Raw genomic sequence first — 12414 nt, 5'->3', positions numbered from 1 at the left:
GCCGGGTCAGTCGGGGTTGAACCGACCCAGTGACCGCTCGACCTGGGCCGCTGCCGCCCGGATCTCCTCGAGCCAGGCCAGCTGTTGGACCGGGGAGCGGTGCGCCTCCAGCGCGGAGAGGTGGATGGCGGCCACCACCCGGTCCCCGGCGTCGCGCACCGGCACCGCGATGCCGACGATGCCGACGTAGGACTCCTGGTCGCTGACCGCGTAGTCCTGCTCGCGGATGCGGTCGAACTCGGCCCCCAGCGCGGCCGGGTCGACCAGCGTGGCGGGGGTGAGCTGGGGCAGCGGGCCGGCCAGCGCCTCGGCGCCCAGGCCGGGGTCCAGCGCCGCGAACAGCTTGCCCACCGACGTCGCATGCAGGTAGAGCCGTTGCCCGAGCCGGATGTCCAGCGCCATCGCACGCGGGCCGACCACCCGGTCGGTGTAGGTCACCCGGTTCCCGAAGCGCTCGGCCAGGTAGACGTCCTCCCCGAGCGCGCGGGCCAGGTCCTGGAGGTGCCGGCGGGCGACGCTGCGCACCTGCAGGGCCTCCATGATCCGGATGCCGTACCGGACCGCGCGGCCACCGACGGTGTAGCGCAGGTCCTCGGTGACGACGGCGGCCTCGGCGGAGACCAACCGTTGCAGCAGGTTGTGCGTGCTGCTCAAGGGCATGCCGACGGCCTTGCTGACCTGGGTCACGGTCATGCCGTCCGACTGGCCCGCCAGCAGCTCGAGCACCTCGAAGATGCGGGACAAGCGGTCCTTGGACTCCTCGCTCGCTGCGGTCACGGGTCCATCCTGGCCGGTGCCCCCGGGTGGGCGACGGCACCCCGGGACAGCAGCTCCTGGATCCGTCCGTGTGCCAGGCCGAGCTCGGTGAGCACCTCGGTCGTGTGCTCGCCGACGCCTGCTGCGCCGCGGTGGACCTCGGCCGGGGTACGGCTGAACCGCGGAGCCGGCGAGGGCTGCACGACACCGTCGACGCTGACGAAGGCGTCACGGGCGACGGCATGCGGGTGCCCGGGTGCCTCCGACATCGACAGCACCGGCGCGAAGCAGGCATCGCTGCCCTCCAGCAGGTCGGTCCACTCCTGCCGTGTGCGGGTGCGGAACACGTCGGCGAGCCGCTGCCGGAGGGCCGGCCACGCTACGGCGTCCCACTGGTCGGGCAAGTCCTCCGCCGACAGACCGATGAGGTCCAGCAGCACGGCGTAGAACTTCGGCTCCATCGCCGCGACCGACACGTACCGGCCATCGGCGGTCTCGTACACGCCGTAGAAGTGGGCACCGCCGTCGTTCATGTTCGACTGCCGGCTCGGGTCCCACAGCCCGCGCCCGGTCAGCTCGAACATCATGGTCATCAGCAGTGCGGAGCCGTCGACCATCGCGGCGTCGACGACCTGGCCCCGGCCCGAGCTGCGCGCCTCGAGCATCGCGGCCAGCAGTCCGACGGCCAGCAGCATCCCGCCGCCGCCGAAGTCCCCGATGAGGTTGAGCGGGACGGCGGGTGGTCCGTCGGCCGGGCCGATGTGCTCGAGCACCCCGGCCGCGGCGATGTAGTTGATGTCGTGGCCGGCGGCCGAGGCCAGGGGACCGGTCTGGCCCCAGCCGGTCATCCGGCCGTAGACCAGGGAGGGGCGGCGTGCCAGGCACGCCTCGGGACCGAGCCCGAGGCGCTCCATCACCCCCGGCCGGAAACCCTCGACCAGCGCGTCGGCGCCGGCGACGAGGTCGAGGACGAGCTCCCGGCCCGCGGGGTCCTTGGTGTTCACCGCGATCGAGCGGCGCCCGCGGCCGAGCGCCCCGGTGGTCATCGCCCCCAGCCCGTCGGTCGTCCCGCCGGCAGGGATGCGGTCGACGGTGACGACGTCGGCGCCGAGGTCGGCCAGCAGCATCGCGGCGAACGGGGCCGGTCCGAGGCCGGCGAACTCCACCACGCGGGTGCCGGCCAGCGGGCCGCTGCCGGATCTCAGAGGAGGTCCCAGCCGGGCCGGCCCGCGGTGCACGCCTCGAAGGCCAGCGGGTCGATGGTCTGGTACACCCCGATGACCGTCTCGTCGTCGCAGGTCACCCGGCACAGGTGCTCGTCCAGCCCGCGCAGCCCGATCCGCTGGCGCAGCTCGGTGAGGTCGTGGGTCTCGCCCTCGGTCATCGGCGGGCCGTCGTAGGAGCCCTGGTGGATGTCGCCGTCGGGCGTGCCGCCGTACATGCCGCAACGCAGGTAGGCCGTCTGCTCGCCGATCCGCTCGTAGTGCAGCTGCCGGGTCTGCCCGGTGACCAGCCGGTAGTCCACGACCCCCTCGACGAAGACCTGGGTGTCGGGGTCGAAGCGCAGCCGGCGGGTCGGCTTGAGCACCTTGGTGGCTCCGGGGGTGGCATGCCCGAAGGGGTAGTAGACCCGGTCCCCCCACAGCGTCCAGTCGGCGAAGGGCACGAACGCGTTCCCGTTCGTGCCGACGTGCAGCCGGCCGCCCAGCGACATGGCGGGCCCGCCGACGCCGCGGCCGGTGCCCCAGTGCCGGTCCCGGGTGCCCGCTGACCCCGGACCGAGCTCGACGCGTGCGCCGTCGACCTCCACCCAGCCCGAGACGGTGCCGAAGCCCTCGAACCCCGCGGTCACGTCGCCGCGGCGGCCCGGCGGGGTGCCGTGCGCAGAGTCCGAGAGCGGCTCGCGGAACACCTGCCGCGTGGTGTCGGTGAAGGTGATGTCCCAGCTGATCCCCTGCTCGTTCGGCTCCAGCACGTAGCGCCACTCGCGCAGGCCGCGGATGATCTGGGGCGCGATCGGACCCACGCGCAGGTCGGTCCGGTCCACGCCCAGCGGGCGGAAGCTGCGGACGGCGGTGTGCCTCCCGCCCCGGACGACGACGGCGTAGGCCTCGGCGCGGTCCAGGTTGGGGTAGATGCTGCCGCCGGTCGCGACCATCACCTCGCCGGTCGCGTCGTGGGCGACCATCCAGTACCGCTCGTAGGCGCGGGGGTCACCGGTCCAGGACACCCGGACCGGGTCCGGGGTCTGGTGGACCATGAAGTCGTCGATCGGGGACAGCGGGAACTGCTCGGCGAAGAAGTCGTCGCCGACGGACAGGTCGGTCACGGGGGAGGCCCCTCCTCAGGTGGGGTCGGTGTCGACCCGGTGGCGCAGGTGGTCGGCGATCGCGGCGCGGGCGGCGTCGCCCTCGGGGGTGTGGGGCAGGCCGGTGACGACCTGGGACAGCAGGGCCCGCAGCTGCGCGTTGCGGGTGGCCACGGCGACGGCGTCCAGCGGCGGGATCACGTCGTCGGCGGGGACCAGGGACGGGTCCACCAGCGGCGCCGTACGGACCAGGAGCGCGGTGAGCTCGGCGTTGTCGGCGGTGTGGAAGGGCAGCTGTGCGGCCCAGGAGCGCTGCACCTTGCCCAGCAGCCGCCGCACGTTGGTCAGCACCTCCTGGCCGGCGGGGGACAGCTCGTCCTCGGTCTGCAGCACGTCCAGCAGCCGGAGCGCGCCGGTCAGCTGCTCGTCGACGGTCGGGTGCACGGTCAGTCCTCCGTCAGGGCGGCGAGCAGGGTGGCGAGCACCCGCCGGGTGGGGCGGTAGGGCTCGTCGCTGCGGCCCTCGATGAAGGCGCGCAGACCGCTGACCTGCATGACGGCGGTCTTGAACGTGGAGAACACGACCCACCAGCGCAGCTCGCCCTCCTCGACGTGCAGCCCGGTGGCCGCGGCGTACCGGGCGAGGAGGTCCCCGGCGGTCCACACGCCGTCGATGAGGTGCTCCCCGGCGCGCAGGGGCTGGGTCACCCACCCCAGGTCCTCGAGCGGATCGCCCAGGTGCGCGAGCTCCCAGTCCAGCAGCGAGCTGACCTGGTCGCCCTCCAGCAGGATGTTGCCGGGCTTGTAGTCCGCGTGGACCAGCACGGTGCGCCGGGAGGGCCGGGCGCGTGTGCGCAGCCAGTCGATCGCCAGGTCCAGCTCGGGGAGCGCTTCGAGCTGGTTCTGGCGCAGCACCTGCTCCCAGTGGTCCAGCTCGTGCCGCGCGGCATGGTCACCGGGGTCGGGGAGGACGTCGTGCAGGCCCAGTGCGCGCCAGTCGACGCCGTGCACGTCGGCGAGCAGGTCGCAGAAGGACTCCGCCAGGGCGAGGCGCTCGGCCTCGGGGCGGTCGCCGTTGACCACCCGGTAGTCGCAGGTGCCCGGCTCGCGGCGCATGAGCAACGACGGGCTGCCCAGTTGCGCCCCGGTCGCGTCCAGCCAGCGCACCCGCGGGGTGGGCAGGTCGCTGCCCTCCAGCGCCCGCAGGACGGCGAACTCCTGCGCGCGGCTGGTGTCGACCAGTCCGCCGTCGGGGTCGCTGCGCAGGATCAGCGGTTCCCGGTCCTGCGGCCCCGGGCCGACCAGGTCGAACAGCCAGTTCTCCCGCGACCGGCCGGCACCGGCGCGGCGCAGGTCGGTGATGCGGGTGCCGGCGGTGCCCTCCTGGCCGGCCAGGAAGGCCTGCAGGCGGTGCAGGGTGGCGGTGCTCTCGTCGCTCATGGTCGGCCCCCCAGGGAGTCGCGGTGCTCGGGTGCGGCGACGGCGGTCAGCGCCGCGGCGCGCTCGGTGAGGCTGCGCCCGCGCAGGTCGGCCACGCCGTGCTCGGTGACGACGACGTCGACCCCCGACCGCGGGGTGGTCACCGCGCCGCCGTGCAGGCTCCGGGCGATCCGGGACTCCCGGCCGCCCAGGGCGGTGGCCGGGAGCATGACCACGGCGACCCCGCCGGGTGAGCGCTGCGCGGCCCGCAGCCAGTCCGGCTGGCCGCCGACGCCGGCGACGTAGCCGGTGCCCAGCTCCTCGGCGTTGACCTGGCCGGTGAGGTCGACCTGCAGGGCGGAGTTGACGGCCACGAAGCCGGGCACGGCGGCCAGGGCGGCAGGTGCGGCCACCTCGCCGACCGGGCACACCGGGAACCGGCGGGCCGTGATCAGGTCGTAGAGCTCCTGGGACCCGGCGGCCTCGCTGAGGACGACGGCGTCGGGGCCGGCGGCCAGCGCGCCGGCCGCGGCCAGTTCGCACAGCCAGCTGCCGACCAGCGTGGACCGCACCCGCAGGTCGCGCCGGTGCCGCAGGGCCGAGGCCACCACCGAGGGAAGGGTGCCGACCCCGAGCTGCAGGGTCGCGCCGTCGGGCACCAGGGCGGCGACGTGGGCGGCGATGCGGCGGTGCACGTCGTCCGGGCTGCCGCTCTTGACCTCGACCAGCGGCCGGGAGGTGGGCACCACGGCGGTGAACCGGGAGGCGTGCACCCGCGGGGCGGTGGTGACCGGCACCTGGTCGTTGACCTCGGCGACCACCGCCCGGGCGCCGGCCAGCAGCTCCCAGGTGTGGTCGACGGCCAGGCCGAGGCTGTGCTGGCCGTCGGCGTCGGCGGGGGAGACCTGCAGGACCACCACCACCCGGCCCGGTGCCCGCAGCTCGAGCTGGCGCGGGACGTCGGCGAAGTGGCACGGCAGCACGGCCACCCGGCCCTGCGCGGCGAGCCGGGCCAGCGGGCCCATCGCACCGAAGCTGACCAGCGACAGCTGCCCGGCACCGGGCCGGCGCAGCACATCGGTGTGGCTCAGGCCGACGAACACCTCCAGGTCGGGCAGCGTCGCCGCGGCGTCCACCAGGGCCGCGAGGAGCGGTGTGGGCTCCCCGGCGCCGCCGGCGACCACGACCAGGTCACCGGGCCGGAGCACCTCGGTGATCCACGCGCTCTCCGGGGACGTCACAGCACGGCCACCGGGGCGACCGGGCTGCCGGTCGACCCCACCAGCGGGATCGGGGCCAGCAGCAGCGCGAAGGTGCTGCGTCCCTGGTCGGCGAGTGCGCCGGCGAGCTCGGCCAGCACCACGTTCTCCAGCAGCGGCACACCGTGCTGGTGCAGCAGGACCAGGTGGGCGGGGAAGCCGGGCGTGGCCGACTGCTGCTCGACCGCGTAGTTGTCGGCGCCGACCACGGCCACGTCGTGCTCGGCCAGCCACCGGGCAGCGTCCTCGGTGATGCCGGGCTCGTCGGCGAAGTAGTCGCCGGCCGCGCCGTGGGACTCGATCCAGCCGGTCCGGACCAGGACGGCGTCCCCGGGCTCGACGGTCACCCCGGCTTCGCGGATGCCCCGCTCGAGGTCCCCGACGCCGACGGGGGCACTGGGCGGCAGCGGGCCGCCGGCGGCGGCGACCGCGTCGACCAGGATGCCGCGGGTCAGCACCGGCACCAGCTTGTCCGCGCCAAGCCGGGCCGCCCCGCGGGTGCTGCGGGTGCCCGCCTGCGGGTGGCCGTTGTAGAGCTCATCGCCCGACCACGCATGCGCGAGCGCGTCGAGGTGGGTGCCGCTGTGCGTGGCGAACTGCACGGTGTCCTCGGCGAACCGGAACCCGCCGGGCGTGCGGGCGCCCAGGACGTAGTCCCCGGCGCCGCGGTCCATGAAGCGCGATGGGGGGTTCCGGTGCGGCGGACCGGGTGTGGCCGGTCCGAGCGGCTGGGTCAGCGACAGCGTGCGGCCGGACCGGACGAGTCCCAGGGCCCGCCGGGTGACCTCCGGGGTGACCAGGTTCAGCGCCCCGGCCTCGTCGTCGACGCCCCAGCGTCCCCAGTTCCCGGTCACGCGCCACCCTCCAGCCGTGCGGCCACCAGCTCGGCTGCTGCCTGCTGCAGCGTCCGTCTCGCGAGCTTCCCGGTGCCGGTGCGGGGGAGCTCGTCGACCACCGCGGCCACCCAGGGCACCTTGTAGCCCGCCACCCGGGCCCTGCTCCAGTCGATGAGCCCCGCCGCGGTGAGCCCCGGCTCCCGGGCGACGACGAAGGCCACCACGACCTGCTCGCGCGAGGGGTGCGGGGAACCGAGCACGGTCACCTCGACCACGTCCGGGTGGCCGGCGAGGAAGCTCTCGACCTCGGCCGGGGACACGTTGATCCCGGAGGTCTTGATCATGTCGGTGGTGCGGCTGACGAAGGACACCGCGCCGTCGGCGTCGACGAGCATCCGGTCACCGGTCCGGTACCAGCCGTCGGGGGTGAAGGCCGCGGCGGTCGCGGCGTCGTCCCCGAGGTACCCGGGGGTGACCCGGCCGCGGACCTGCAGCTCGCCGGGCTCGCCCGCGGGCAGGACCTGGCCGGCCTCGTCCACGACCCGGACCTCGACCCCGGGCAGCGGCCGGCCCTGGGTGGTGACCCGGACGTCGACCGGGGTGCGGTGGTCGGTGACGCAGCAGTTGCCGTAGGTCTCGGTGGCGCCGTAGACGTTGCACATCCCGCTGATGCCCAGGTCCTCGACGGCCCGGCGCACCTCCTCGGGGCGGCCGATCGTGGCCCCGGTGCGCAACGAGTCGACGGCCGCGACCTCGATGGCCACCGAGCCCACCAGCGCGTCGACCATCGAGGGCAGCAGGTAGGCGACGGTGACGGCCTCGGCGGCCATCAGCGCGGCGGCGCCCGCCGGGGTGAACTCCTCCTGCAGCACGAAGCACGCGCCGTGGCTCATCGCGTTCACCAGCGCGTTCGCGCAGCCGAAGCTCCAGAACAGCGGGGAGCCGAACCAGATCCGGTCGGCGGCGGTGACTCCCATCCGCTCGCCGATGTGGAACCCGTTGAGCACCAGGTCGCGGTGGCGCAGCGGCACGGCCTTGGGGTGGCTGGTGGACCCGGAGGTGTAGAGCACGAAGGCGGGCGCCTCGGCTCGGGCGGTCGGGACCCGGGGCGCCGGCTCCGCTGCAGCCACCAGCTCCGCCCAGGACCGGGCTCCAGCGGGCACCCGGTCGCCGAGCACCACGACGTGCCGGAGGTCGGGGAACCGCTCGCTGCGCCAGCCGAGACCCGTGGACAGCTCGGGGAGCAGGGACTCCAGCTCACCCAGCAGGTCGCTGCTGCGCACCCGGTCGACCAGTACCAGCACCGAGGCCGCGGAGCTGGCCAACAGGTGGTCGAGGTCGTAGGCCTTGACCCAGGTGTTGAAGGCGTCCACCCGGGCGCCCAGGATCTGCGCTCCGACGGCCAGGGGTACCCACTCGGCGATGTTGGGTGCCAGCAGGGCGACCGTGTCGTCGGCTCCCACGCCCAGGCCGGCGAGCACCTCGGCGGCGAGGTCGGCCCGCCGGGAGAGCTGGGCGTAGGTCCACCGGGTGGGGCCGACCACGAGTGCCTCGGCGTCCGGCGTCCGCTCGGCCGCCTCGCGCAGCAGCGCGGGCAGGGTGGTGGCGGACGGGAGGGACATCACCGCGCACCTCCAAAACCTTCATGTTTACGAAGTCTGCTTCGACAATTCGCAAGGTACCGACGCCTCTCCGCCTCGGTCAAGGCGGCCCGACGATCTGCGGTCGGTCTTGTGCCGACGCGAGATGGTGCGCTCTACTGGCCACCCTAGCTCGAAGCTTCATTCGAATTCCCGAAGGTGACATGACTCCGGGATGACCGGCAAGGAGACGCTCAGTGACGAGCGACATCTACTCGAAGACCTCGCAGCGCAGGGTCGCCGCGGCCTGCATCATCGGGAACTTCCTGGAGTACTTCGACTTCGCCCTGTACGGCTTCTTCGCCGTGGCCATCGGCGCGGCCTTCTTCCCGGGGGAGTCCGCCAGCGTCCAGTTGCTGTCGTCGCTGGCCGTGTTCGGGGTGGCCTTCGTCGTCCGCCCGCTGGGTGGGCTGGTGTTCGGCCTGATCGGGGACCGGCGGGGACGGCGGACGTCGCTCTCGTTGTCGATCGTCCTCATGGGCCTGGCCACTGCGCTGATCGGCGTGCTGCCCACCTACGCCCAGGTGGGCATCCTGGCCCCGGTCCTGCTGGTGCTGCTGCGTTGCGTGCAGGGCATGTCGGTGGGCGGGGAGTGGGGAGCCAGCTCGGCCTACCTGATCGAGACCGCGGCGCCCGGGCGTCGTGGCGTCCGGGGCAGCTACCCGTCCATGGCCGCGGCTCTGGGCCTGGTCGGCGGCGGTCTGCTCGCCCTGTTGTTCGGCGCCGTCCTGTCCGAGGGAGCCTTGGCCAGCTGGGGCTGGCGTGTGCCGTTCCTGCTCGCCCTCCCGTTGGCGGTGGTGGGCCTCTACATCCGCCGCCAGCTCGAGGACACCCCGGTGTTCCAGGCGCTGGAGTCTGCCGGTGGGCGCCCCCGGGCGGTCTGGCGCGATGCCTTCAGCCGGCACCACGCCAAGGCCCTGCTGATCACCTTCTGCTTCTCCTGGATCTGCGGGGTGGGCCTGTACTACCTGGGCTCCTACGTCGTGAACTACCTGTCCACGACCGTCGAGCTGCCGCGCACCGAGGCGGTGCTGCTGGCGTCGCTCGGCCTGGCCGTCTACGCGGTGCTGTGCCCGATCGCCGGCCGGCTCTCCGACCGGTTCGGCCGCCGGCGCACGGTGCTGTTCGGGTGCCTGGGCCACGCAGTGCTGGGCATCCCGGTGTTCGTCGTCCTCAGCGGCGGCAACCCCGTGCTCGTGGTGCTGGCCCTGGTGGTCTACGCGGTGTTCCAAGCGCCGATCAACGCCAACACCTCGCTCATCCTCATCGAGATGTTCCCGGCGTCCACCCGGCTCACCGCCGGTTCGGTGGGGTTCAACCTGGGCGTGGGCGCCCCGTCGGGTTTCGGGCCGCTGATCGGTGCTGCGCTCGTCGTGGGCACCGGGCTGGACTTCGCCCCGGGCTTCTTCCTGGCCGGGGTGGCTGTCGTCTGCGGCCTCATCCTGTGGCGTCTGCTGCCCGAGACCGCCGGTCGCGACCTGCTCATCGAGCACGACGCGACCCAGGACGCCCCTCGTGCCACGGCGGCCGCGGCGGCCGCGGCCTCCCGGGAAGTCGCCTCGTCCTCGTGACGATGCGCGTGGCCGAGCTCGCCGCGCACGGCGGCCCCGAGGTGCTGGTCCGCGGCACCCGGCCCGTGCCCGAGCCCGCCGCCGACCAGCTGCTCGTCCGGGTGGGTGCGTGCGGGGTCTGCGGGCACGACGCGCTGGCCCGCCGCGGCCTGCTGGCGGCCCCGGTCGGCAGCGTGCTGGGCCACGAGGTCGCCGGCCGGGTCGAGGCGGTGGGCGCGGACGTCGACGGCGACTGGACGGGTCGGCGGGTCGCCCTCGTCCAACGCATCCCGTGCGGGTGGTGCCCGGAGTGCGCGGCCGGTACGACGGCGCGCTGTCGGCAGGGACCCGGCTTCTACGGGGAGGACCTGCCCGGCGGCTACGCCGAGTACGTGGTGGCCAGTCCGCTGAACGCGGTGCCGCTGCCCGACGGTGTGGACGACGTCGCCGGTGCTCTGCTGACCTGCGCCGTGGGCACCGGGCTCAAGGCGCTGCGCACCGCCGGCGTGCAGGCCGGTGACGTGGTGGTGGTCACCGGGGCCGGCGGCGGGGTGGGCGTGCACGCCGTGCAGCTGGCCCGCCACCTGGGCGCCGTGGTGGTCGCGGTCACCGGGGATGCCAGCAAGGTCGCTGCGCTGCAGGACGCGGGCGCCACCGAGGTCGCCGTCCGCCCTGACGGCCGGGAGCTCCGCCGGATCGCTGCGGGGCTGGACCGGCCACGGGGCGTCGACGTGGTCGTGGAGACCACCGGGGCACCGACTTTCGCGGTCGTGCTGCGGGCACTGCGGCCGGGCGGGCGGCTGGTGCTGGTCGGCAACACCGCGCCCGCGGACCTGCCCCTGGACCCAGGCCTGCTCATCGTGCGTGAGCTCGCGGTGCTGGGGTCCGCACACGCGACCCGGGCCGACCTGGTGGAGGTGGTCGACCTCGTCACGGTCGGCGTCGTCCGCCCGGTCGCCGCGCAGGTCTGGCCGCTGGCCCATGCGGCCGCCGCGCACGCGGCCCTCGACGGGCGCACCCTGGTGGGCCGCGCCGTGCTGGTGCCCTGACCGGCAGCGCGGTCAGCCGAGGTCGGCCAGCCGACGGCGCAGGTCGGCCTGCTCCGCGGTGTTCCGGGTGCGGGCCAGCGCGGCGGCGTAGGCCGCCCGGGCCTCCTCGACCCGTTCGAGCCGGCGCAGCAGGTCCGCGCGCACCGCGTGCAGCACGGGGGAGGCGTCGAGGTCGACCCGGTCCACCAGCGCCAGCCCGACCGACGGCCCGTCCAGCTCGGCGACCGCCACCGCCCGGTTGAGCTGCACCACCGGCGTCGACGGCAGCAGGTCGTAGAGCGCCACGACCTGCGACCAGTCGGTGTCGGCCCAGGTCGGCGCACCGGCGTGCACCGCGGCGATCGCGGCCTGCACCTGGTACGGACCGGGACGGCCGGTCCGCAGGCACTCCCGCACCAGGGCCTGGCCCTCGGCGACGAGCGCGCGGTCCCACCGGGACCGGTCCTGCCGGTCCAGCGGCACCGGCGCACCGGCGTCGTCCACCCGGGCCGGCCGACGGGACGCGGTGAGCAGCAGCAGCGCCAGCAGGCCCCGGCACTCGGGCTCGCCGGGCACCAGGTCGACCAGCAACCGGGCCAGCCGGACGGCGTCGGCGGCCAGGTCGTCCCGGGTGGCGGCGTCGCCGGTGGCGGGTGCGTGGGCCTCGGTGCCGACCAGGTGCACCACCGCCAGCACCGAGGCCAGCCGCTGCGGCAGGTCGGCGTCCGCGGGCACCCGGTAGGAGATCCGGGCCCGGGCGATCTTGTGCTTGGCACGGGTGATCCGGGCGGCCATCGTCGGCTCGGGCACGAGGAAGCCGCGGGCGATCTCCGCGGTGGTCAGCCCGCCGACCATCCGCAGGGTCAGCGCCACCCGGGCCTCCGGGGCCAGCGCCGGGTGGCAGCAGGTGAACAGCAGCCGCAGCTGGTCGTCGCGCACCGCACCCACCTCCGGCACCTCCGGTTCCACCGCCAGCCGGGACAGCTCGGCGAGCTTCGCCGCCCCCACGGCCTCCCGGCGCAGCCGGTCGACCGCGCGGTTGCGGGCGGTGGTGACCACCCAGCCGGCGGGGGACGGCGGCACCCCGCGCCCCGGCCAGGTGGCGGCCGCCGCGGCGAAGGCCTCGGCGACCGCCTCCTCGGCGAGGTCGAGGTCCCCGAACTGCCGGGTGAGGACGGCGACCGCCCGGCCGTGCACCTCGCGGAAGACCTCCTCGAGCGGGCTCACCAGCTGAACGGGCGGACCTCGACCGGCAGCCCGATCGCGGCGACCGTCCGCCGTCCCCAGTCCAGCGCGGCGTCCAGGTCGGGGACGTCGACGACGGTGAACCCGCCCAGGTACTCCTTGCCCTCGGCGAACGGCCCGTCGACGAGCAACACCCCCTCGCCCGCGGGCCGCAGCACCGTCGCGGTGGACGGCGCCTCCAGCCCGCCGGCGAAGACCCACACCCCGGCCGCCTGCATGTCGGTGCGCAGCTGGGCGACCCGGGCCATGACCGGCTCGAGCTGCTCGGGGGTGGGCGGCACGTGCTCCTCGGTGCCGGCGGACGGCGTGACGACGGACAGCAGGTACTGGGTCATGGCGGTTCCTCCTGGGGGTGGGACTGCTTCCACCCCCTG

The 12414-nt window shown here is 74.7% G+C and carries 12 protein-coding genes; 2 read left to right on the top strand and 10 right to left on the bottom strand.

Annotated elements, in window-relative coordinates; genetic code table 11:
• Positions 1-6: 6 nt before the first annotated feature.
• The 8 genes from BLT39_RS11490 to BLT39_RS11455 are packed head-to-tail and all read right to left on the bottom strand — an operon-like array spanning position 7 to position 8199.
• Positions 7-777 (bottom strand): IclR family transcriptional regulator, encoded by a 771-nt coding sequence (locus BLT39_RS11490; protein WP_091062786.1) that lies wholly within the window; start codon positions 775-777, stop codon positions 7-9.
• The gene (locus BLT39_RS11485; protein WP_278246972.1) at positions 774-1994 is read right to left on the bottom strand and encodes a CaiB/BaiF CoA transferase family protein; all 1221 of its coding nucleotides are present in this window, start codon (positions 1992-1994) and stop codon (positions 774-776) included. Before BLT39_RS11485 ends, BLT39_RS11490 begins: the two co-directional genes overlap by 4 nt.
• Complete coding sequence (locus tag BLT39_RS11480; protein WP_091062783.1) at positions 1958-3085, bottom strand: Rv3169 family protein; 1128 nt, start codon at positions 3083-3085, stop codon at positions 1958-1960. Before BLT39_RS11480 ends, BLT39_RS11485 begins: the two co-directional genes overlap by 37 nt.
• A 15-nt stretch (positions 3086-3100) precedes the next feature.
• Positions 3101-3508: a hypothetical protein gene (locus BLT39_RS11475; protein ID WP_091062781.1), complete on the bottom strand. Its 408-nt coding sequence runs from the start codon at positions 3506-3508 to the stop codon at positions 3101-3103.
• 2 nt (positions 3509-3510) lie between these two features.
• On the bottom strand, positions 3511-4503 hold the full coding sequence (locus tag BLT39_RS11470; protein ID WP_091062779.1) for a phosphotransferase family protein: 993 nt from the start codon (positions 4501-4503) through the stop codon (positions 3511-3513).
• The gene (locus BLT39_RS11465; RefSeq protein WP_207507870.1) at positions 4500-5723 is read right to left on the bottom strand and encodes an acetyl-CoA hydrolase/transferase family protein; all 1224 of its coding nucleotides are present in this window, start codon (positions 5721-5723) and stop codon (positions 4500-4502) included. Before BLT39_RS11465 ends, BLT39_RS11470 begins: the two co-directional genes overlap by 4 nt.
• Complete coding sequence (locus BLT39_RS11460; RefSeq protein ID WP_091062777.1) at positions 5720-6595, bottom strand: cyclase family protein; 876 nt, start codon at positions 6593-6595, stop codon at positions 5720-5722. Before BLT39_RS11460 ends, BLT39_RS11465 begins: the two co-directional genes overlap by 4 nt.
• On the bottom strand, positions 6592-8199 hold the full coding sequence (locus tag BLT39_RS11455) for a class I adenylate-forming enzyme family protein (protein ID WP_091063104.1): 1608 nt from the start codon (positions 8197-8199) through the stop codon (positions 6592-6594). Before BLT39_RS11455 ends, BLT39_RS11460 begins: the two co-directional genes overlap by 4 nt.
• 215 nt (positions 8200-8414) lie before the next feature.
• Between BLT39_RS11455 and BLT39_RS11450 the strand changes: the two genes are divergently transcribed.
• Both BLT39_RS11450 and BLT39_RS11445 read left to right on the top strand, forming a co-directional pair.
• Positions 8415-9788, top strand: coding sequence for an MFS transporter (locus BLT39_RS11450; RefSeq protein ID WP_091062776.1), 1374 nt, complete (start codon positions 8415-8417; stop codon positions 9786-9788).
• Between the two features lie 2 nt (positions 9789-9790).
• Entirely contained in the window at positions 9791-10816 is a 1026-nt protein-coding gene (locus BLT39_RS11445) for a zinc-binding dehydrogenase (RefSeq protein ID WP_091062775.1), read from the top strand.
• Between the two features lie 12 nt (positions 10817-10828).
• Here BLT39_RS11445 and BLT39_RS11440 read toward each other — a convergent pair whose 3' ends face one another.
• Positions 10829-12022: an RNA polymerase sigma factor gene (locus tag BLT39_RS11440; protein WP_091062773.1), complete on the bottom strand. Its 1194-nt coding sequence runs from the start codon at positions 12020-12022 to the stop codon at positions 10829-10831.
• Positions 12019-12375: a YciI family protein gene (locus tag BLT39_RS11435; RefSeq protein ID WP_091062771.1), complete on the bottom strand. Its 357-nt coding sequence runs from the start codon at positions 12373-12375 to the stop codon at positions 12019-12021. Before BLT39_RS11435 ends, BLT39_RS11440 begins: the two co-directional genes overlap by 4 nt.
• Positions 12376-12414: the final 39 nt, after the last annotated feature.

The sequence above is a fragment of the Klenkia brasiliensis genome (assembly GCF_900100695.1).
Lineage (GTDB): Bacteria > Actinomycetota > Actinomycetes > Mycobacteriales > Geodermatophilaceae > Klenkia > Klenkia brasiliensis.
Note: the sequence above shows the minus strand (reverse complement) of the source record. Positions and strands in the feature narration are given on the sequence as shown.